General features: G+C 72.5%; 19 protein-coding genes and 1 pseudogene. 17 read left to right on the top strand and 3 right to left on the bottom strand.

Features of this window, described 5'->3' with window-relative positions:
- Nucleotides 1–40 precede the first annotated feature (40 nt).
- Nucleotides 41–1438 carry an amidase gene (locus ACYVJ0_RS06845; RefSeq protein ID WP_460816859.1) on the top strand — a complete coding sequence of 466 codons (1398 nt, stop codon included), beginning with the start codon at nucleotides 41–43 and terminating at the stop codon, nucleotides 1436–1438.
- A gap of 336 nt (nucleotides 1439–1774) precedes the next feature.
- On the opposite strand, the gene epsC is transcribed toward ACYVJ0_RS06845, so the two are convergent.
- Both epsC and cysK read right to left on the bottom strand, forming a co-directional pair.
- Nucleotides 1775–2338, bottom strand: coding sequence for a serine O-acetyltransferase EpsC (gene epsC / locus ACYVJ0_RS06840; protein WP_449855000.1), 564 nt, complete (start codon nucleotides 2336–2338; stop codon nucleotides 1775–1777).
- An 18-nt stretch (nucleotides 2339–2356) separates the two neighbouring features.
- The gene (gene cysK / locus ACYVJ0_RS06835; protein ID WP_460816858.1) at nucleotides 2357–3295 is read right to left on the bottom strand and encodes a cysteine synthase A; all 939 of its coding nucleotides are present in this window, start codon (nucleotides 3293–3295) and stop codon (nucleotides 2357–2359) included.
- 125 nt (nucleotides 3296–3420) lie between these two features.
- On the opposite strand from cysK, the gene prmC reads away from it, so the two are divergent.
- From prmC to ACYVJ0_RS06755, 16 genes and pseudogenes are all read left to right on the top strand, one after another.
- Complete coding sequence (gene prmC / locus ACYVJ0_RS06830; RefSeq protein WP_460816857.1) at nucleotides 3421–4314, top strand: peptide chain release factor N(5)-glutamine methyltransferase; 894 nt, start codon at nucleotides 3421–3423, stop codon at nucleotides 4312–4314.
- A 116-nt stretch (nucleotides 4315–4430) separates the two neighbouring features.
- Nucleotides 4431–5129 (top strand): annotated as a pseudogene (locus ACYVJ0_RS06825) (L-threonylcarbamoyladenylate synthase); the annotation flags it as partial.
- Between the two features lie 170 nt (nucleotides 5130–5299).
- Nucleotides 5300–6469, top strand: coding sequence for an MraY family glycosyltransferase (locus ACYVJ0_RS06820; protein ID WP_460816855.1), 1170 nt, complete (start codon nucleotides 5300–5302; stop codon nucleotides 6467–6469).
- On the top strand, nucleotides 6469–6921 hold the full coding sequence (locus ACYVJ0_RS06815) for a hypothetical protein (RefSeq protein WP_449855004.1): 453 nt from the start codon (nucleotides 6469–6471) through the stop codon (nucleotides 6919–6921). The genes ACYVJ0_RS06820 and ACYVJ0_RS06815 overlap by 1 nt, the downstream gene beginning before the upstream one ends.
- A 205-nt stretch (nucleotides 6922–7126) precedes the next feature.
- On the top strand, nucleotides 7127–7903 hold the full coding sequence (gene atpB / locus ACYVJ0_RS06810) for a F0F1 ATP synthase subunit A (RefSeq protein ID WP_449855005.1): 777 nt from the start codon (nucleotides 7127–7129) through the stop codon (nucleotides 7901–7903).
- A gap of 43 nt (nucleotides 7904–7946) precedes the next feature.
- Nucleotides 7947–8186: an ATP synthase F0 subunit C gene (gene atpE, locus ACYVJ0_RS06805; protein ID WP_449855006.1), complete on the top strand. Its 240-nt coding sequence runs from the start codon at nucleotides 7947–7949 to the stop codon at nucleotides 8184–8186.
- 35 nt (nucleotides 8187–8221) lie between these two features.
- The gene (locus tag ACYVJ0_RS06800; RefSeq protein ID WP_460816854.1) at nucleotides 8222–8776 is read left to right on the top strand and encodes a F0F1 ATP synthase subunit B; all 555 of its coding nucleotides are present in this window, start codon (nucleotides 8222–8224) and stop codon (nucleotides 8774–8776) included.
- On the top strand, nucleotides 8776–9561 hold the full coding sequence (locus ACYVJ0_RS06795) for a F0F1 ATP synthase subunit delta (RefSeq protein ID WP_460816852.1): 786 nt from the start codon (nucleotides 8776–8778) through the stop codon (nucleotides 9559–9561). Before ACYVJ0_RS06800 ends, ACYVJ0_RS06795 begins: the two co-directional genes overlap by 1 nt.
- Nucleotides 9562–9624: 63 nt before the next feature.
- Nucleotides 9625–11268 carry a F0F1 ATP synthase subunit alpha gene (atpA, locus tag ACYVJ0_RS06790; RefSeq protein ID WP_449855009.1) on the top strand — a complete coding sequence of 548 codons (1644 nt, stop codon included), beginning with the start codon at nucleotides 9625–9627 and terminating at the stop codon, nucleotides 11266–11268.
- Between the two features lie 21 nt (nucleotides 11269–11289).
- Nucleotides 11290–12189, top strand: coding sequence for a F0F1 ATP synthase subunit gamma (locus ACYVJ0_RS06785; protein ID WP_460816850.1), 900 nt, complete (start codon nucleotides 11290–11292; stop codon nucleotides 12187–12189).
- 50 nt (nucleotides 12190–12239) lie between these two features.
- Complete coding sequence (gene atpD, locus ACYVJ0_RS06780) at nucleotides 12240–13691, top strand: F0F1 ATP synthase subunit beta (protein WP_449855011.1); 1452 nt, start codon at nucleotides 12240–12242, stop codon at nucleotides 13689–13691.
- A 2-nt stretch (nucleotides 13692–13693) separates the two neighbouring features.
- Nucleotides 13694–13954, top strand: a complete 261-nt coding sequence (locus ACYVJ0_RS06775) for a F0F1 ATP synthase subunit epsilon (protein ID WP_449855012.1) — start codon at nucleotides 13694–13696, stop codon at nucleotides 13952–13954.
- Complete coding sequence (locus ACYVJ0_RS06770; RefSeq protein ID WP_460816886.1) at nucleotides 13951–14703, top strand: YaaA family protein; 753 nt, start codon at nucleotides 13951–13953, stop codon at nucleotides 14701–14703. Before ACYVJ0_RS06775 ends, ACYVJ0_RS06770 begins: the two co-directional genes overlap by 4 nt.
- Nucleotides 14704–14834: 131 nt before the next feature.
- Nucleotides 14835–15614, top strand: coding sequence for a large exoprotein (locus ACYVJ0_RS06765; protein ID WP_460816848.1), 780 nt, complete (start codon nucleotides 14835–14837; stop codon nucleotides 15612–15614).
- A 269-nt stretch (nucleotides 15615–15883) separates the two neighbouring features.
- On the top strand, nucleotides 15884–16834 hold the full coding sequence (locus ACYVJ0_RS06760; protein ID WP_460816846.1) for a PP2C family protein-serine/threonine phosphatase: 951 nt from the start codon (nucleotides 15884–15886) through the stop codon (nucleotides 16832–16834).
- A 395-nt stretch (nucleotides 16835–17229) separates the two neighbouring features.
- Nucleotides 17230–19986, top strand: a complete 2757-nt coding sequence (locus ACYVJ0_RS06755) for an FtsK/SpoIIIE domain-containing protein (protein WP_460816845.1) — start codon at nucleotides 17230–17232, stop codon at nucleotides 19984–19986.
- Between the two features lie 165 nt (nucleotides 19987–20151).
- Here ACYVJ0_RS06755 and ACYVJ0_RS06750 read toward each other — a convergent pair whose 3' ends face one another.
- Nucleotides 20152–21144, bottom strand: a complete 993-nt coding sequence (locus ACYVJ0_RS06750) for an asparaginase (protein WP_460816843.1) — start codon at nucleotides 21142–21144, stop codon at nucleotides 20152–20154.
- Between the last annotated feature and the right edge of the window lie 238 nt (nucleotides 21145–21382).

Here is a 21382-nt window from a genome sequence, read left to right as displayed (position 1 = left end):
AGATGAAGCGACCAGCCCGACCGCGCGAGAGGATGGCGGGGTGGAGCTGCACGAGCTGGGTCTGATCGGTCTCGCCGACGCGCTGCGGCGCGGGGAGGTGACACCGCTCGAGGCGGCGGATCACTTCCTCGCGCGGATCGCGGCGCACGACGGATCGCTGGGAGCATTCGTCGAGGTCACGTCCGAGCGGGCGCGGAACGCCGCCGCCGCGCTCGGCGCGCCCCCGGACGACGCGCCGCCGCTGTGGGGCGTGCCGCTCGCCGACAAGGACCTCGCCGCCCGCGCCGGCGTGCCCACGCGCTACGGATCCCGCGCATTCGCCGACTTCGTCCCGGACGCCTCGGATCCGATCGCCGCCGCCCTCGACCGGCTGGGCGCCGTCAGCCTCGGCAAGACGAACACCCCCGAGTTCGGCCTCACCGGCTACACCGAGTCGCTCGTCGCGCCGCCCGCGCGCAACCCGTGGGATCCGGCGACCGGCGCTGGCGGATCCAGCGGGGGAGCGGCCGTCGCCGTCGCCGCCGGTCTGCTCCCCGCCGCGCCCGCCTCGGACGGCGGCGGGTCGATCCGCATCCCCGCCGCGACGGTGGGCGTCGTGGGCCTCAAGCCGTCGCGGGGCCGGCTGCCGGTGGGGTCGGGCATGGACTCCCCGGGCGGCCTGGCGGTCGCCGGTCCGATCGCGCGCTCGGTCGCCGACGCCGCGCATCTGCTCGACGCGCTGGCCGGGTCGGCGCCGTACGCCTACGCCACGCGGGCGCCGGGCGGCGGACCGTTCGTCGAGGCCGCGCGGCGCGACGTCCGCGGCCTGCGGATCGGCGTGACGACCGCGACGCCGTGGGACGGCTGGACCGACACGAGCCTGTCGCCGGCGTCGCGCGACGCGCTCGAGGTCGCGGTCGGCCTGCTCGCCGAGCACCGCGTCGATCCGCTCGACTGGCGCCCGCGCGGCTACCCCGAGCTGTTCACGACCATCTGGCGGGCGTCGGCGGCGCGGATCCCCGTGGCCGACGAGGACCTCGATGCGCTCACCGAGCCGCTCACGGCGTGGCTCGTGCGGGAGGGGCGGGCTCTGCCGGCCGAGCGGGTCATCGGCGCCTATCAGGCGGCGACGGCGTTCGAGCGCGAGACGATCGAGGCGTTCGCCCCGTACGACGCCGTCCTCACGCCCGCGCTCGCGAGGGACCCGCAGCCGATCGGCTGGTTCGCCGACGGCACGGATCCGGAGGAGAACTTCGCGCGGCAGTGTCGGTACGCGCCGCACACGAGCTTCGTGAACGTCGCCGGCCTGGCGGCCATCACGGTGCCGGTCACGGCTGCGCCGGGGGAGCGGCCGGTGAGCGTGCAACTGATCGGCCGCCCGGGCGGCGAGGGCGCGATCCTCGCCCTCGCGGCCGAGCTCGAGTCCCGCCGCGGCCCCCTGCCGTGGCCAGCGCCGTAGAGCTGCTTGCCTTGGTCGCTTCATCTCCGGCGCTGCGCGCCTCCGTTCAGCAACCGCTCGGGTGCGACCGATCGGCAACCGATGAGTGCAACCGATCGGCAACCGATGAGTTCAACCGATCGGCAACCGATGAGTTCAACCGATCGGTTCAACCGGTGGTGAACAAGCCACCGCACAACCGATCACTGTGCGAGCGAAGCGAGCGTGCGGCCGCCGATGCGGCCGCCCCGCGGCGCGAAGCGCCGCCTCGCTCTCGCGGGCCGCGAGAGCGCGAGCACGCGAGCGGCGCCGCGAAGCGGCGCCCGAGCGGCGCAGACTCAAAAAAGAAGAGATCCCTCAGATCATGTACTCCGGCGCCTGGAGGTACTTCCGGGCGTCCTCGCCGGCGCCGCGGGCGCGCACCTTCGCGGGGATGCCCAGCAGCACGCTGTGCTCCGGCGCGTCGCGCGTGACCACGGCGTTCGCGCCCACCACCGAGTGCGCGCCGATCGTCACGGGGCCGAGCACCTTCGCCCCCGCGCCCACGGCCACGCCGTCGCCGAGCGTGGGGTGCCGCTTGCCGCTCCCGAGCGAGCGGCCGCCCAGCGTGACGCCGTGATACAGCATCACGTCGTCGCCCACCTCGGCGGTCTCGCCGATCACCACGCCCATGCCGTGGTCGATGAAGAAGCGGCGCCCGATCCGCGCCCCCGGATGGATCTCGATGCCCGTCAGCCAGCGCGCCAGCTGCGAACCGGCGCGCGCGACGAAGCGCAGCCCCCGCCGCCACAGCCAGTGGTTCACCCGGTGCGCCCAGATCGCGTGCAGTCCGGGGTAGAGCAGCGCGATCTCGAAGAAGCCGCGCGCCGCGGGATCCCTGCGGCGCGCGGCTTCGACATCCTCGCGGATGTGCAATCCCATGGATCGATTATCGCGGGATCAGTCCTCGCGAAGATCCTCGAACAGCGCCGTGGTGATGTAGCGCTCGCCCGTGTCGGGGATGACGACGACGATGTTCTTGCCCGCGTTCTCGGGCTTCTTCGCCTCCTGGATCGCCGCCCAGGCCGCCGCGCCCGACGAGATGCCGACGAGCAGACCCTCCTGCGCCGCGAGGGCGCGGGCCGTGGCGATCGCGTCCTCGAACTCGACGGTGGCGACCTCGTCGTACACCTCGGTGTCGAGGACCGGCGGCACGAAGTTCGGGCCGATGCCCTGGATCTTCGCCGGGCCCGGCGTGCCCGTCGACAGCAGCGGCGAGGCGGTGGGCTCGACCGCGACGATCTTCACGTCGGGGTTGCGCTCCTTGAGCACCTGGCCGACGCCCGTGATGGTGCCGCCCGTGCCGACGCCCGCCACGAACACGTCGACCTTGCCGTCGGTGTCGCGCCAGATCTCCGCGGCGGTGGTCTTGCGGTGGATCGCCGGGTTGGCGGCGTTCTCGAACTGCTTGGCCATGATCGCGCCGGGGGTCTCGGCGACGATGCGCTCGGCCTCCGCGACGGCGGCCTTCATGCCGCCGGCCGGATCGGTGAGCACGAGCTCGGCGCCGAAGGCCTTGAGCAGCACGCGGCGCTCCTTCGACATCGACGCGGGCATGGTGAGCACGACCTTGTAGCCGCGCGCCGCGCCGACGAGCGCGAGCGCGATGCCCGTGTTGCCGCTCGTCGCCTCGACGATCGTGCCGCCGGGCTGCAGCGCGCCCGACTCCTCGGCCGCGTCGACGAGCGCGATGCCCAGGCGGTCCTTCACGCTCGAGCCCGGGTTGTAGTACTCGAGCTTGGCGAGCACGGTCGCGCCCGCGTCGCCGGGCACGCGGTTGAGCCGGACGAGCGGCGTGTTGCCGAACGCAGAGGTGATGTCGTTGTGGATGCCGGGCATCGAGTGGCCTTTCGCACGAGCGGGTGGTGTCCCCGCCAGGTTAGGCCGAATCGGGCGGCGGGTGGGCGCGGATGACGGAAAACGACGGGTCCGGCGCCCAGGTGCCGGGGTTAGGCTTCCCCCTCGTGACCACCGCCCTCGAGCCCGCCCCGCGCGCCGCCGCCTCCGTGCGCGACGCGCTGCGCGCCGCCGCCGCCCGCCTCGCGGCGGCCGGCGTGCCCGATCCGCACGTCGACGCCGAGCTGCTGCTCGCGCACGTGACGGCGGCGGGCCGCGGCGAGGTGCAGGTGGCGGCGCTGCGCGGCGACGAGCTGGCGGCCGGCGAGGCCGCGGCGTTCGAGGAGGCCGTGGCCCGGCGCGCATCGCGCGAGCCGCTGCAGCACATCACGGGCGTCGCGCCGTTCCGCCACCTCGAGCTGTCGGTGGGACCGGGCGTGTTCGTGCCGCGACCCGAGACCGAGATGGTGGCGCAGCTTGCGATCGACGCGCTGCGTGCCATGCCCGACCCCGAGCCCGTGGCGGTCGACCTGTGCACGGGCAGCGGGGCGATCGCCCTGGCCCTGGCCACCGAGGTGCCGCACGCGCGCGTGCACGCCGTCGAGAACTCCGTCGACGCGTTCATCTGGGCCAAGGAGAACGCCGCCCGCATCGGCGCGCCCAACCTGCGCCTCGTGTTCGACGACGCCGCGCGGGCGCTGCCCGAGCTCGACGGCACGGTCGCCGTGCTCGTGACCAACCCGCCGTACGTGCCCGACGACGCCGTGCCGCGCGACCCCGAGGTGCGCCTTCATGACCCCGACGCCGCCCTGTACGGCGGGCCGGACGGCCTCGACCTCGTGCGGGCGATCAGCCGGCGCGGCCTCGCGCTCGTGCGACCGGGCGGATCGATCGTCATCGAGCACGGCGAGTGGCAGGGCGAGCCCATCCGCGAGCTCCTCGCGGCCGACGGCTGGCGCGCCCCGGCCACCCACCCGGACCTCACGACCCGCGACCGCGCGACCACCGCGATCCGCCCCTGACGCGCCCACTCGCCCCGCGAACCCGCGCCCCCTCGCCGAGCCCGCGCCGGATCCCGGGCGGGTTCGCGGGTCGAGGGCGGGTTCGGCGGATGCGCGGGAAGTAGACTGAGCCCGCTATGTCCCCTGTCTTCGACTGCGCCGACGAGGCGCAGCTGCTCACCGGCATGCGCCAGGCGCGCCAGGCGATCGCGCGCGGGCAGGTCGTGGTCATCCCGACCGACACCGTGTACGGCGTGGCCGCCGACGCCTTCAGCCCCAGCGCGGTCGCCCGGCTGCTCAAGGCCAAGGGCCGCGGGCGTCAGCAGCCGCCGCCCGTGCTCGTCTCCGGCCGCGCCGCGCTCGCCGCGCTCGTGGAGTCGGTGCCCGCCGAGGTCGACGCGCTCGTCGAGCGCTTCTGGCCGGGCGGGCTCACCATCGTGCTGCCCGCGCAGCCCTCCCTCACGTGGGATCTCGGCGACACCGAGGGCACGGTCGCGGTGCGCATGCCGGATCACCGGATCGCGCTGGAGCTGCTGGAGGAGACCGGCCCGCTCGCGGTCTCGAGCGCCAACCTCACGAAGAAGCCCGCCGCCGTCACGGCCGGCGAGGCGCAGGACATGCTCGGCGAGTCCGTGGCCGTCTACCTCGACGCCGGCCCCAGCCGGACGGGCATCGCCTCCACGATCATCGACGCCACCTCGCTCGTCACCGCCACCGACCCGGCCGACCGCCGGGTGCGCGTGCTGCGCGAGGGCGCGGTCACGCGCGACGAGCTGCGCGAGGTGCTGGGCCACCTCCTGGCGCCTGCCGCCGACGACGAGCACGCACACGAGGCGCACGCGCACCACGGCCACGGCGCGCCCGAGGAGGCCCCCGCGCCGGGCGCGGCCACGGGCGATCCGCGCTCTGCCTTCGCGGCGGCGCTGCGCCGCAGCCAGGAGGCCGACGCCACCGGTGCGGCGGCGACCGAGCCGGCGTCCGAGCAGGGGGACGGTCAGGGGAACGCGTGAGGCAGTACGTCTTCACGCTCATCCTCACGGCCGCGCTCACCCTCGCGCTGGCCTGGGGGATCTGGCGACTCGCGCTGCGGTTCAAGCTGTACCCCGGCATCCGCGACCGCGACGTGCACACGGTGCCGACGCCGCGCCTGGGCGGCGTGGCGATGTTCATCGCGATGGTCGCCGCGATGCTCGTCTCGGCGGCCAACCCGTTCTTCGCGATCATCTGGGCCGATCCACGCGTGATGTGGTCGATCCTCGCCGCGATGGGGCTGACGGTCATCGTGGGCGTGCTCGACGACCTCATCGACCTCGACTGGATGATCAAGCTCGCCGCGCAGTTCCTCGCGGCCGGCATCATCGCGGTCGGCGGCGGGCTGCAGATCTACGCGCTGCCGCTCGGCGACCTCTGGGTGGGATCGAGCTGGCTCAGCATCGCGCTGACGATGTTCGCGATCGTCGTCGTCATGAACGCCGTGAACTTCATCGACGGCCTCGACGGGCTCGTGGCCGGGGTGTGCCTCATCGCGAACACGGTCTTCTTCGTCTACTCCTACGTGCTCGTGCGCGACATCGGCGCGAGCACGTACTTCAACCTCGCCACGTTCCTCGCGGTCGTGCTCGTCGGGGCGTGCGCGGGGTTCCTGCCCATGAACTGGAACGGTGCGAAGCTGTTCATGGGCGACGGCGGCGCCCTCGTCCTCGGCCTCATGATGGCCACGAGCGCCATCGCGATCACGGGCGTGCTCGACCCCGCGATGTTCGTGCAGGACGAGTTCGGGCGCTCACAGCTCGTCGGCGCGTTCCTGCCCATCCTGCTGCCGATCGTCGTCGTGATGCTGCCGCTGCTCGACTTCGGCCTGGCCATCATCCGACGCCTGCGCGCGGGCAAGTCGCCGTTCTCCGCCGACCGCCAGCACCTGCACCACCGCATGCTCGACATGGGGCACAGCGACCGCGACGCCGTGCTCATCTTCTATGCCTGGACCGGCATGGTCAGCCTCGCGGTGCTGCTGATGTACCTCGGCGCGCGCGAGGACTGGCCGGGGGAGTACCTGCCCGGCGTCGCCTTCGGCCTGCTCGGTGTGGCCGCGTGCCTCGTCGTCACCCTCACTCCCGGCCGGCGTCACGAGCCCGGCACCCATCCCGACGCACCCGACACCGTGAAGGCCTCCTGATGCCCCGCAAGACGATCTCCAGCAACCCCACCTTCCGCGCCGGACTCATCTGGACGTCGGTCGCCGGTCTCGTCGTCCTCGTGGGCGCCGCCGTCATCGGCCTGCTCGTCGACGGCCCGCAGGGGCTGTGGAGCGGCGTGCTGGGCGCCCTCATCGGCGCCCTGTTCCCGATCATCACGGTGGGCAGCCTGCTGTTCGGCAACCGCTGGTACGGCACGCCGCAGTTCCTGCCGATGTTCTTCGGCATCACGATGGGCGTGTTCCTCGTGAAGGTCGTCGTGTTCCTCATCGCGATCGCCGTCGTGATCGGCCTGCCCTGGGTGAACCTGCTCGTGTTCTACTTCGCCCTCGTGGCCGCCGCCGTCTCGTCGCTCGTCATCGACGTGGTCATCGTCACGCGCATGCGGATCTCGGGCGCGAGCGACGTCGCGCTGCCCGGCGACGACGACTGATCCCCAGCGCCGAGCGCGCGACTTCTACAGCGCGTCAAAAGACGGCCCGAACTTTGATAGGGTGGAGTCGTCACCGTGGCTGGCGAGCGGCGCACAGCGCTGTGGTCCCGCGATTGACACCCCCACCACCGACTTACCCGCCCGGATCCCGTCTGGGCGAGAAGCTGGAGCCACTGAGTTGACTCAAGCGACGATGATCGTCCCGATGGCCGACGGCAACGTGTTCACCCCGCCGTCGATCAACGACTTCTTCCCGGACGCGATCCTCACCATCGGTGGCGTCGACATCATGACGCGCATCAACCTCGCGCAGATCATCGCGACCGCGGTCCTGGTGCTCCTGCTCGTGCTCGGCACGCGTCGCCTCACGGTGGTGCCCGGGCGCTTCCAGAGCGTCATGGAGCTCGGCTTCGGCTTCGTGCGCAAGAACATCGCGTACGAGCTGCTGGGCGAGAAGGACGGCAAGCGCTTCGTGCCGCTGCTGACCGCGATGTTCCTGACGATCCTGTTCATGAACCTCACGGGCATCGTCCCGGGCATCAACCTCGCTGGCACCTCTGTCATCGGCGCCCCGCTCGTGTTCGCCATCGTCGCGTACGTCGTGTTCATCTACGCCGGCATCAAGAAGCACGGCGGGTTCCGCTTCGTCAGGAACTCGCTGCTGCCCGGCGGTGTGCCGGTCTACCTCGCGCCGATGATCATCGTCATCGAGTTCATCTCGACGTTCATCGTGCGCCCGGTCTCGCTCACGCTGCGACTGCTCATGAACATGATGGTCGGGCACTTCATGCTGTCGCTGTTCTTCGCGGCGACGAACTTCTTCATCCTCAGCGGCACGTGGATGGCGGTGTTCTCGGTCGGCTCCGGAGCCATGGGGCTCGCGTTCATGCTGTTCGAGATGTTCGTCGCCTTCCTGCAGGCCTACGTCTTCACGATCCTCACCGCGGTGTACATCCAGCTGTCGCTCGCGGACGAGCACTGACGGTCAGTCAACCGGCTGATCGCCCTAAGAAAGGAAATATCCAGTGGACGCAACGACGGTTCTCGCCGCCATTGACGGAAACATCGCCACCGTGGGCTACGGCCTCGCGGCGATCGGTCCGGCCATCGGTCTGGGCATCCTCTTCGGCAAGGTCATCGAGTCGACGGCCCGCCAGCCCGAGCTCGCCGGCAAGTTCCAGCAGACCATGTGGATCGGTCTCGCCTTCATCGAGATCCTGGCGCTGATCGGCATCGTCACGCCGTTCATCTTCGCCGCGGTCTGATCCCCCTTCCGCGACTTCACAGATAAGGAGACAGGATGCTGAACGCTCTTGTCACCGTCGCGGCCGAGGACGGTCACAGCGCGAACCCGCTCCTTCCGCACGGGTACGACATCGTCTGGTCGGCGATCTGCCTGGCGATCGTCCTGGTCGTCGTGATCTTCGTGGCGCTGCCGCGCCTGAACAAGGTGCTGGACGCGCGCGCCGAGGCCATCGAGGGCAACATCGAGAAGGCCGACGCCGCGCAGAAGGAAGCCGAGGCGGCGCTCGAGGAGTACACCAAGCAGCTCGCCGAGGCCCGCGTGCAGGCCGGCGAGATCCGCGAGGCGGCTCACGAGGACGCGAAGAAGATCGTCGCGGAGGCCAAGGCCACGGCCGCGGCCGAGGCGGACCGCATCGCGGCGTCCGCGCAGGCCCAGATCGAGGCCGAGCGCCAGGCGACCCTGATCTCGCTGCGCAGCGAGGTGGGCGGCATCGCCCTCGACCTCGCGGGCAACGTGATCGGCGAGACCCTGAGCGACGACGAGAAGGCGAAGTCGGTCGTCGACCGCTTCCTCGCCGATCTCGAGGCCTCGCAGGAGGCGGCGAAGTAATGGGCAGCGCGACCACTCAGGCGCTCGCGGCATCGACCGCCGTGCTCGACAAGCAGCGGATCGGCGCCGCCACGGCGCGCGATCTGTTCGCTGCCGCGCGCGCCGTGGCCGGCTCGCCGCAGCTGAGCGGCGCGCTCGCCGATCAGACCACGGGCGCCGAGGCGCGCGCGGCGCTCGTCGGCGCGGTGTTCGGCAAGCTGTCGGCCGGCGCCCGCAACGTCGTCACGGCCGCCGTGTCGCAGCGCTGGTCGAGCGCGAAGGACCTCGTCGCCGCGCTCGAGGAGCTCGCGATCCGCGCGGCCGCCAAGGCGGAGAAGACCGCCGACGTGGCCGGCGAGCTGTTCGGGGTCTCGCGCCTCATCGCGTCGAACCCCGAGCTCGAGCTCGCGCTCGGCAGCACCCTGGGCGACCCGGCCGCGAAGGCGGCCCTCGTTCAGAAGCTGCTGGCGGGCCGCGTGAGCGAGACGACGATCCTCATCGTGTCGGAGCTGGTGCGCGAGCTGCGCGGCCGCCGCGTGCGGGCGCTGCTGAACCACGTGATCCGCGTGATCGCCGGCCAGACCGGCCGCACGGTCGCCACCGTCACCACGGCACGTCCGCTCACGGACGAGCAGGCGGAGCGCCTGACGGCGAACCTCTCGCGCCGGTACGGCGGCCAGATCGCGATCAACCAGATCATCGACGCCGACGTGGTCGGCGGCATCCGCGTGCAGATCGCCGACGACATCATCGACGGCAGCATCTCCGCGCGACTCACCGACCTGCGCCAGAGACTGGCCGGCTGACACCGACTTCCCGCCCCGGCGGAGACTTCGGGACCCGAGGGTCCCACCGAACGAAGGAAGACAATGGCAGACATCACCATCAGCCCCGACGTCATCCGTGACGCGCTGAAGGACTTCGCCGCCGCATACGAGCCCAGCGGCTCGGCTGCGACCGAGGTCGGCACCGTCGTCGACGCGGCCGACGGCATCGCGCACGTGGAGGGCCTGCCCGGCGTGATGGCGAACGAGCTCATCCGCTTCGAGGACGGCACCCTCGGCCTCGCGCAGAACCTCGACGAGCACACGATCGGCGCCGTCGTGCTGGGCGAGTTCGCGGGCATCGAGGAGGGCCAGCAGGTCACCCGCACCGGTCGCGTGCTCTCCGTGCCGGTGGGCGAGGGCTACCTCGGTCGCGTGGTCGACCCGCTCGGCACGCCGATCGACGGCCTCGGCGAGATCACGGGCCTCGAGGGCGAGCGCGAGCTCGAGCTCCAGGCCGCCGGCGTCATGCAGCGCAAGTCGGTGCACGAGCCGATGCAGACGGGCATCAAGGCGATCGACGCCATGATCCCGATCGGCCGCGGCCAGCGCCAGCTGATCATCGGCGACCGCCAGACGGGCAAGACCGCCATCGCGATCGACACGATCATCAACCAGAAGGCCAACTGGGAGTCGGGCGACCCGACCAAGCAGGTCCGCTGCATCTACGTCGCGATCGGCCAGAAGGGCTCGACGATCGCCTCGGTGAAGGGCGCGCTCGAGGAGGCTGGCGCGATGGAGTACACCACCATCGTCGCCGCCCCCGCCTCGGACCCCGCCGGCTTCAAGTACCTCGCGCCGTACACCGGATCGGCCATCGGCCAGCACTGGATGTATCAGGGCAAGCACGTCCTCATCGTGTTCGACGACCTGTCGAAGCAGGCCGAGGCCTACCGCGCCGTGTCGCTGCTGCTGCGCCGCCCGCCGGGCCGCGAGGCCTACCCGGGTGACGTCTTCTACCTGCACTCGCGCCTGCTCGAGCGCTGCGCGAAGCTCTCCGACGAGCTGGGTGCCGGCTCGATGACGGGTCTGCCGATCATCGAGACGAAGGCCAACGACGTGTCGGCGTACATCCCGACCAACGTGATCTCGATCACCGACGGCCAGATCTTCCTGCAGTCCGACCTGTTCAACGCGAACCAGCGCCCCGCGGTCGACGTGGGCATCTCGGTCTCGCGCGTCGGCGGTGACGCGCAGCTCAAGCACATCAAGTCGGTCTCCGGCACGCTCAAGCTCGAGCTGGCGCAGTACCGCTCGCTCGAGGCGTTCGCGATGTTCGCGTCCGACCTCGACGCGGCCTCGCGCCGTCAGCTCGACCGCGGCGCGCGCCTGACCGAGCTGCTCAAGCAGCCGCAGTACTCGCCGTACCCCGTCGAGGAGCAGGTCGTCTCGATCTGGGCCGGCACGAACGGCAAGCTCGACACCATCCCGGTGGAGGACGTGCTGCGCTTCGAGCGCCAGCTGCTCGACCACGTGCGCCGCAACACGGGCATCATCGACGCCCTCAAGGCGACGGGCAAGCTCGAGGACGAGACGAAGGCCGAGCTCGAGAAGGTCGTCGACGAGTTCGTGCTCGAGTTCCAGTCCGGCAAAGGCGTGAACATCGCGGCCCCCGGCCACGAGGAGTACGACGCCGCCTCGCAGCAGGACGTGGGCCAGGAGCAGATCGTCAAGGGCCGCAAGGCGTAACGCCTTCCGGAGAAGACGCATATGGGCGCACAACTCAGGGAGTACAAGCAGAAGATCGCTTCTGCTCAGACGACCAAGAAGATCACGAAGGCGATGGAGCTCATCGCGGCTTCGCGGATCCAGAAGGCGATGGCGCGCGTGCGCGCGTCGTCGCCCTTCTCCCGCGCGGTCACGAGCGCGGTGTCGGCCGTCGCCACGCACAGCGACGTCGACCACGTGCTCACACGCGAGCCGGAGACGATCACGCGTTCGGCGATCCTGCTGCTGACGAGCGACCGCGGCCTCGCGGGCGCCTTCAACTCGCAGGTGATCCGCGAGGCGCTGGAGCTGGCCGAGCTGCTGCGCTCGGAGGGCAAGGAGGTCGTCTTCTACCTCTTCGGCCGCAAGGCGGTCGGCTACTTCCAGTTCCGTCAGATCGCCAGCGCCCAGCAGTGGACGGGCGACGCGGACACGCCGCAGTTCGGCTCGGCCGAGGAGATCGCGCAGGCGCTGCTCGACGCGTACCTGCTCGACGAGTCGGAGGGCGGCGTCAACGAGATCCACGTCGTGTACAACCGCTTCGTCAGCATGATGACGCAGACGCCCGAGTCGGTCCGCCTGCTGCCGCTGCACGTGGTCGACGCCGATGAGGCGGCGGTGCCCACCGAGGCCGAGGTCTCGCCGCTGTACGAGTTCGAGCCCGAGCCGGACGTGGTGCTCGACAAGCTGCTGCCGCTGTACATCCAGAGCCGCATCTTCAACGCGCTGCTGCAGTCGGCCGCCGCCAAGCAGGCCGCCACGCAGAAGGCGATGAAGTCGGCGAGCGACAACGCCGACAAGCTCATCACCGATTACACCCGCCTGCGCAACAACGCGCGCCAGGCCGAGATCACGCAGCAGATCGCCGAGATCGTCGGCGGCGCCGACGCGCTGGCCTCCTGATCGCGACATCCGCCTACTCGCGACATTGACTCCAAGAAGGAAGAGACAACATGACCTCCACCGCCACGGCTGAGACCAGCACCGCGGTCGTCGGGCGCGTCGTTCGCGTCACGGGGCCGGTCGTCGACATCGAGTTCCCGCACGACTCGATCCCCGACATGTACAGCGCCCTCAAGACGACGATCACGATCGGCGAGCAGTCGACCGAGATCACGCTCGAGGTCGCACAGCACCTGGGCGACGACGTCGTGCGCGCCATCTCGCTGAAGCCGACGGACGGCATGGTCCGCGGCCAGGAGGTGCGCGACACGGGCGCCCCCATCTCGGTGCCGGTCGGCGACATCACCAAGGGCAAGGTGTTCGACGTCACGGGCAACGTGCTCAACCTCGAGGAGGGCGAGACGTTCGAGGTCACCGAGCGCTGGCCCATCCACCGCAAGGCGCCGAACTTCGACCAGCTCGAGTCGAAGACGCAGATGTTCGAGACGGGCATCAAGTCGATCGACCTCCTCACCCCGTACGTGCAGGGCGGCAAGATCGGCCTCTTCGGCGGTGCGGGCGTCGGCAAGACCGTCCTCATCCAGGAGATGATCCAGCGCGTCGCCCAGGACCACGGCGGCGTGTCGGTGTTCGCCGGCGTCGGCGAGCGCACCCGTGAGGGCAACGACCTCATCCACGAGATGGAGGACGCGGGCGTCTTCGACAAGACCGCCCTCGTCTTCGGCCAGATGGACGAGCCGCCGGGGACGCGTCTGCGCGTCGCCCTCTCGGCCCTGACGATGGCCGAGTACTTCCGCGACGTGCAGCAGCAGGACGTGCTGCTGTTCATCGACAACATCTTCCGCTTCACGCAGGCGGGCTCCGAGGTGTCGACCCTGCTGGGCCGCATGCCCTCGGCCGTGGGCTACCAGCCCAACCTCGCCGACGAGATGGGTGTGCTCCAGGAGCGCATCACCTCGACGCGCGGTCACTCGATCACCTCGATGCAGGCGATCTACGTGCCGGCCGACGACTACACCGACCCGGCCCCGGCCACGACGTTCGCGCACCTCGACGCGACGACCGAGCTCTCGCGCGAGATCGCTTCGAAGGGTCTGTACCCCGCCATCGACCCGCTCACCTCGACGAGCCGCATCATGGACCCCCGCTACCTCGGCGAGGACCACTACCGCGTCGCGACGGCCGTGAAGCAGATCCTGCAGAAGAACAAGGAGCTGCAGGAGATCATCGCGATCCTCGGTGTCGACGAGCTCTCGGAGGAGGACAAGATCGTCGTCGCCCGCGCGCGCCGCATCCAGCAGTTCCTCTCGCAGAACACCTACATGGCGAAGAAGTTCACGGGCGTCGAGGGATCGACCGTGCCGCTCAAGGAGACCATCGAGTCGTTCGACGCGATCGTCAAGGGCGAGTTCGACCACGTGGCCGAGCAGGCCTTCTTCAACGTCGGCGGCATCAGCGACGTCGAGGCCAAGTGGGCGCAGATCCAGAAGGAGAACGGCTGATCATGGCCCTTCAGGTCAGCCTGGTCTCCGCCGAGGCGGAGGTCTGGACGGGCGAGGCGAAGCTCGTGGTCACGACGACCACCGAGGGCCAGATCGGCTTCATGACCGGTCACGAGCCCGTGCTCGCCATCCTCGGCGACGGCCCGGTCCGCATCACGCAGGCCGACGACACGGTCGTCGAGGCGTCCGCTCGAGACGGGTTCGTCTCGGTGGAGTCCGACCGGGTGACGATCGTCGCGGGTCACGCCGCGCTCGCGTCCTGACCACGATCCTGCTGCCCCCTTCGGAGACGAAGCGGGCAGGCGGATCGGGTGCGCCGCTCGCTCTCGACGGCCTCGCACTGCCGGTGCTCGCACCGCAGCGCGAGGCCGTCGCGGCGTCTCTGGTCGCCCTCTCCGCGCGTCCGGACGAGGCCGCGCGTGTGCTGAAGCTCTCGCCGCGTCAGCTCGGCGCGATCGACGACAACGCGGCGCTGCGCACGGCGCCCACGATGCCCGCTGTCGACCGCTACACGGGCGTGCTGTTCGACGCGCTGGACGCGCCGTCGCTGGACGAGGCGGCGCGCGCCTGGCTGGGGGAGCACGCGCTCATCCACACCGCGCCCTTCGGGCCCGTCGGCGCGCTCGACCCGATCCCGGCGTACCGGCTCGCGGCGGGCGCGTCGCTGCCCGGCCTGCCGCCGCTGCGCCGGCTCTGGGCCGAGGCGACCACCGCGGCGCTGGCCGGCGTCGCGCCGCTCGTCATCGATCTGCGCTCGGAGGCCTACGCCGCCCTCGGCCCCGTGGCGGCCGGTGTGCCGTCGGTGTACATCCGCGTGGTGACCGAGGGGCCGGACGGCGCCGTGCGCGCCCTGAACCACTTCAACAAGAAGGCCAAGGGCGAGCTGACCCGCCGGCTCGCGCTCGCGCGGCCCGTTCTCGCCGCGCCCGAGGAGCTGGTCGCCTGGGGCCGCGAGGCCGGGTTCGTGCTGCGCCCCGCCGCGCGGCACGGCGAGATCGAGCTGGTCGTCTGAGCCCGCCGCGGCGTTCGTCGGGGTTTCCCGCCTATCGGCGCCGCCCGGCGCCTGGGTAGAGTGGGGCGCGGTGCCGTGATGCGTGGCGCCGTCGCCCCGTCGCCCCGTCGCCCCGTCAGAGGAGGATGCCGATGAGTCCCTACGACGACTTCGGAACGTTCTACGCCGCCGCCGCGCTCGTGTTCAGCGCCGTCGCCATCGTGGGTGGCGTGTTCGGCTACCTGCTGTGGTCGTGGTTCGCCATGAAGCTGTTCCAGAAGGCGGGCGTGCAGGGCGATTGGCGCGCCTGGGTGCCGGTCTACAGCCAGATGATCTTCCTCAAGCTCGGCGACATCAACCCCTGGCTGTTCCTGTTCAACTTCGCGTGGGTCGTGCCGTTCGTGGGGCAGATCCTGGGCGGGATCGCCAGCCTCGGCGTCACGGTGCTGCTGTTCATGGCCGCATACCGGATCGGGGTGAAGCTGGGCAAGGATCCCGCGTTCACGGCGCTGTTCCTCCTCGCGCCGATCTGGCTCGGCATCGTGGCCTTCGACAGCTCACGCTGGAACGCGCACGTGCCGCCCGCGCCGTGGGCGGGCGCCGGATTCTTCCGCGACGCCACGCGGTGGGAGGGCGTCCCCGCGCAGGTAGCCGGCGGACAGCCCGGCTACGCGCCGGGCGGGTACGGGGCCGGCGGGTACGGTTCCGGTGGGTACGGAGCCGGACCCGGCTACCCCTCGGCACCGGGCGGCTCCGAGCCCGGGTACCCCGACGCGCCTCCCGCGCAGCCGTCCGGCCTCACGCCGCCGCCCCCGCCGTACGGCGCGATGCCGCCCGCGCCGCAGCCGCCGTCGGAGCCGCCGGCCCCGCCGACGCAGCCGCCGGCCCCGCCGACGCAGCCGCCGGCTCCGCCCACGCAGCCGCCGGCCTGATCCCGCCGCCCGCGGCCTGCCCCGCCGCCGCGGTCCGCGATCCCCCGCCGCCGCGGTCCGCCGCGGTCCGCGATCCGGCCGGGTGGCGGCCCGGGATCCCGCCGAGATGACAGCGCCGAACGGGCTCGGCCGGATTGCGCCATGGGTCCTCCTGCCCATGCGGTGCGCGGGGGTCGGGGCCGCCGCGCGACTATGATGTGAACAACGACGTCGCCACGCCCGCAGGGGATCCCAACCGAGCGGGGTCGACCGATTCAGGAGGCCGATTCGTGCCCGACGCCACCATCACGGCACAGTCGCAGACGGTGCCGCTGCCGAGCGGACCCTCGGTGCTGCTCACGTGGGCCGGCACGACGCACCGCGGCCGCAAGCGCGAGGCGAATCAGGACGCGATCCTCATGTCGTGCCCGCTGTTCGTCGTCGCGGACGGCATGGGCGGTCACATCGGCGGCGAGATCGCGAGCGCGCGCACGGTGGCCCGCCTGGGCGACATGGCCGGTGCCGGCGAGGTCACGACGGGCGGGATCGAATCCGCCCTCGACGCGGCCGTGCGCGACATCGCCGATCACCCGGAGACGACCGACGACGGCACCGGCACGACGGTCACGGGGCTCTACCTCGACGCCGATGCCGAGCAGCCGTCGTGGGTCGTGCTGAACATCGGCGACTCGCGCGTCTACCTGATGCGCGACGAGGCGCTCGTGCAGGTGACGACCGACCACTCGCTGGTGCAGGAGCTCGTGCAGGCCGGTCGCCTCAGCCCGGAGGAGGCCGAGAGCCACCCGTACGGCAACGTCATCACGCGCGCCGTGGGGCCGACGGAGAGCGTCGTGCCCGACTACGTGCGCGTCGACGTGGTCGACGGCGACCGCTTCGTCGTGTGCTCCGACGGGCTCACGAAGGAGCTCACCGACTACGGCATCCTCCACTTCCTGCGCGAGAACGCCGATCCGGCCGCCGCGGTCGAGGCGATGCTCGCCGCGGCGCTGGAGAACGGCGGACGCGACAACGTGTCGATCGTCATCGTGGATGTGGCGATCGAGGGCGGCGCGGCGGACGAGGACGAGCCGAGCGCGGCGGCGGATCAGCGCGCCGCGGATGCCGGCGATGCCGCCGCGGACGACGCCGAGCCCGCGGTGGACGACGGTGAGCCCGGCGCCGATGACGGCGCGGATCCGACCCGTGGCGCCGACGCGTCCGGCGAGGGCCCGGAGCGGTAGAGCCCGGCGACCGGAAGCGGGTCGCGGTATCGCTGGCGCGGTCCCGTCCGAGAGGAGATCCCGGTTCGGGAGGACGGACTCCGGCGGCCCGGTCCTCGGGAACGGGGTTCTCCTCGTGAACCGGGGAATCCGCCGGCGGTGAGGCGCTGATCCGGGTCCGGGCGGGCGGAGCGGGCCCCGCACGGTCGTCCCACCGCCCACCGGTCGCTCGTGAGGAGATCCCGGTTCGGGAGGACGGATTCCGGCGGTCCGGTCCTCGGGAACGGGGTTCTCCTCGTGAAGCGGAGGCGCGCCGCCGCGCCCCGGCTCGCTCACAGCGGCCCCGAGGTAGGCGATCCCTCCACAGATCACCATGCGGTGCCCCGGCGGTCGCGACGATCGGCTGGGCTGGGTCCATGACAGACGCGCCCGCCGCCCCGCCGATCGTGCTGCCGACGCCCTCCGAGCCGACGCGCCGCGGCCCGCTGCCGCTCGTCGCGTCGGTCGTCCCCGTCATCGGTGCCGTCGTGATGTGGCTCATCACGGGCTCGCTGATCATGCTGTGCTTCGCCGCCCTCGGGCCGCTCATGGCCATCGCCTCGCTGGCGGACGGCGCGCGGGGGCGCCGCAGGGATCGTCGCGCGGCGGCACGGGAGCTGGGCGAGGCGTGCGACCGCGCCGAGGCCGAGATCGAGCGTCGTCACGGGGCGGAGCGTGCGGCACTGGAGCGCTCGCGGCCCGACGCCGCGGGGCTGGTGGGGGAGAGGGCGACGTGGGCGCGCGGCCCGCACGAGCTCGTCGTCGGCCGCGGGCGCGTCGTCGGGACCACGCGCGTGACCGGCGGCGAGGGCGAACGGGCCGAGCGGCTGCGGGAGCGCGCATCCTGGATCGACGACGCCCCCGTGACGGTCCCGGCCCGCGGCGGGCTGTGCGTGCAGGGCGAACCGGTCGCGGCGCGCGCCGTCGCCCGCGCGCTGCTGATGCAGCTGTGCCTGCGCGCGGCCCCGCAGGACCTCGCGGTCGTCGCCGTGCCCGCTCACGAGGAGGAGCCGCTGGCGGAGCTGCCGCATCTGCGCTCCGGCGCGGCGCTGGGCGCGGCGCTGTCGTGGGGAGCCGCGGCCCCGGGCGGCGCCGACATCCTCGTCGCCGCCGTGGCGCCCGGCGATCCGGTGCCCGCCGGGTGCGCGCGCGTGCTCGAGCTCGATCCGCACCATCCCCTGCGGGCACGGCTGCACGGCGTGCAGGGCGAGGCGCAGGAGCTGACCGTCGAGGCGCTCTCCGCCGCGCAGGCGCGATCGCTTGCGCGGCACATGGCGGGGCTCGTGCGGGGCGGCGTGCCCGGCCCTCTCGCGCTCGCGGAGCTTCCCGATCCGCCCTCCGCCGGCCCCGGTCTCGCCGCCGCCATCGGACGCACTGCCGGCGGTGATGTCGTGGTCGATCTGGTGGGCGACGGGCCGCATGCGGTGGTCGTGGGGATGACGGGGACGGGCAAGAGCGAGCTGCTCACGACCTGGGTCACGTCGCTCGCGCGCCGGCTCGGCCCCGACCGCGTCACCTTCCTGCTGGCCGACTTCAAGGGCGGCACGGCGTTCGAATCGCTGAGCGGGCTTCCGCATGTCGCCGGCGTGGTCACCGACCTCGACGGCACGGGCGCGCGCCGGGCCGTCGAGAGCCTGCGTGCGGAGCTGCGGCGCCGGGAGGCGGCCCTCGCCGGCGCCGGTGCGAGGGACATCGCCGACCCCCGCGTGGCGATGCCGCGCCTCGTCATCGTCGTCGACGAGTTCGCGGCGCTGCTGCAGGACCACGCCGACCTGCACGCCGTCTTCACCGACATCGCGGCGCGGGGGCGTGCACTCGGCATGCACCTCGTGCTCGGCACCCAGCGCGCCGCGGGCGTGCTCCGCGAGGCGCTGCTGGCGAACTGTCCGCTGCGGATCGCGCTGCGCGTCGCCGACGCCGCCGACAGCCGGCTCATCGTCGGCACCGACGCCGCGGCGTCGCTGCCCGGAGACGCCGGATCCCGCGGCGTGGCGCTCGTGCGCAGGGCCGGCGACACCGCGCCGCTCGTGTGCCGGATCGCGCGGACGGAGCTCTCCGATCTCTCCCGGGTGGCGCCGGCCGCAGCGGTGCCCGATGCGCCATGGCTGCCGCCGCTGCCGGTCCTGGTGACGCTTCCCGAGCTGCGCGACCGCGCCGGGGCCGAGCAGGGCATCCTGCTCGGGCTGGCCGACGAACCGGAGCACCAGCGGCAGGTGCCCGTGCTCCTCCGCATCGGCACGGATCGCGGGCTGGCGATCCTCGGCGGCGCGGGATCGGGACGCACGGCCGCCGTCCGGCTCATCGCCGCGCAGGCCGAGTCGTCGGGGGCTGGAGCTCTCGTCGTGCCCGCCGATCCGGAGGGCGCGTGGGACGCCCTCGCGTCCGCACCCCGCCCGGCACCGGGAGTGATCGCGATCGACGACCTCGACGCGCTCGTCGCGCGTTTCCCCGCCGATTACGCGGCGGAGCTGCTGGCCAGGGTGGAGGCGCTCGCCCGCGACGCCGGTGCTCTCGGAACGACGCTCGTGTGCTCGGCGGCCCGGGCGGTGGGGCCGGTCGCGCGCGTGCTCGATCTGATGCCGCGTCGCGTGCTGCTGCGCGTGCCCTCGCGCGCGGAGCACGTCGCCGCGGGAGGCGATGCTTCGACCTTCGACGTGTCCCGCCCTCCGGGGCGCGCCGTGATCGACGGGCGCGAGACGCAGCTCGCATGGCCTGGGCCGGTCGTGGCTGTTCCGGAGCAGGCGCACGCCGAGGAGGTGTGGCGCCCGGAGGCCGCCGCGACGGCCGTCGTGCTGCGTGGCGCGGTGGGGGGAGCGGCGCGCATGGCCGAGACGTGGGGGCGTCGGGTGCGCGTGGTCGTGCTGGACGGGCTCGACCCGGGCGTGCGCCTCGCGGAGCTGGCCGCCGGCGCGGAGCGCGTCGTGATCGCCGGCGACGCGGAGTCGTGGATGCGGCACGCAGCCCTGCTGCGCGAGGTGCGTGCGCGTGGCCAGCTGGTCATCGCCGCCGAGTGCGCCTCGGAGCTGCGCACGATGGCGGGGGAGAGGGAGCTGCCGCCCTATGCGAGGCCGCGGGCGTCCCGCGCCTGGGTGGCCGGCGACGGGCTCGCGCCCCGGCGCGTGGTACTGCCGTGACAGGCGGCGCCGGGACGCGCCCGCGGCCGGGTGGTGACGTCCCGACAGCCGAGGCGCACGACGCGCCCCGCGCCGGCGGGCCGCCCGGTGCGGGTGGCGGAGCTCGCTGCGCTCCCGTGCGGGTGGCGGAGCTCGCTGCGCGGCTGGCGCGGGGCCCGCCGAGGGTCAGACCGTCGGGCGTACGCGCCCGACCTCGCGCCCTCCGCCGAGCACGGCGAACAGCGGGTGCGTGGCCAGCATGTCGGCGACCTCGGCGGCGGGGAGCGCGCCGGCCTGCGCGAGCAGCGAGAGCGCGATCGCGGCCGTGGCGCGGCCGCCGCCGTCGAGCACCTTCACCGCGACGGTCGTGCCGTCGGGGGCGACCATCACCTGGACCGCCTCGGCGCCGAACTTCGAGAAGACGCCGAAGCGCTCGATGGCGACGCTGTCGGGCAGCTCCGGCCCGGCGATGGCCCACGGGTTCTCGCGCACGGCCCGCACGAGCGCGCCGGCGACACGGTGCAGGGCGAACGGCGACCGCTCGGACGATGTGCCGATCCGCTGGATGCCGCGCGCGAGCGCGGACAGGGGCAGGGCGTGCACGGGGGCGCCGCAGCCGTCGATGACGGTCGCCGACACCTTCACGCCGCACAGCCGCTCCACGACGTCGCGGATGTGGGTCTGCAGCGGGTGAGCGGGGTCGAGATAGGAGGCGGTGTCCCAGCCGGTGGCCACGCACGCCGCGAGCATGGCGGCGTGCTTGCCCGAGCAGTTCATGCGGATGCGCGCCTTGGCCCCGTGGTCGCGTACGAGCTCGTCCCGCGTGGCCTGATCGCCGGGCCAGGCCGCGGGGCAGCCCAGGTGATCCTCGTTCAGGCCCGACGCGGCGAGCATGCCGCGGACGACCTCCGCGTGGCGATCGGTGCCGCTGTGGCTCGCGGTCGCGAGCGCGAGCTGCTCGCCCTCGAACGCCGCCCCGGCGGTGATGCTCGCAACGGCCTGGAACGGCTTGAGCGACGAACGCGGCAGCACGAGCGCCTCGGCGTCGCCGAGTGTGCGGAGCGTCTCGCCGTCGGGAGACAGCACGATCGCGGCTCCCGCGTGGCGGGACTCGACGAAGCCGCCTCGATCGGCCACGGCGAGTTCGACGGACTCGGTCACGGAGAGCGTCTCGGGCATGCCTTCCAGCCTAGGGCGTGTCTGACAATCGACGCCGTCGCGAGCATGGCCGGGCGTGCGTGGCTCGCAAGACCGAGGAGGGAGGCGATGCCGAAGCATCGTCGACCGAAGAGGGCGCAGCGAGACGCGTGCGAACGGCCAGCGCAGTAGGCGAGAGATTGTCAGACGCGACCTCGTTCGCGCGCTGTGTGTGCCGTGTGTGCCGTGGGCGCCTCGGGGGCGCACGCGGCCGGCGGAT

It is taken from the genome of Microbacterium petrolearium (assembly GCF_054782875.1).
Note: the sequence above shows the minus strand (reverse complement) of the source record. Positions and strands in the feature narration are given on the sequence as shown.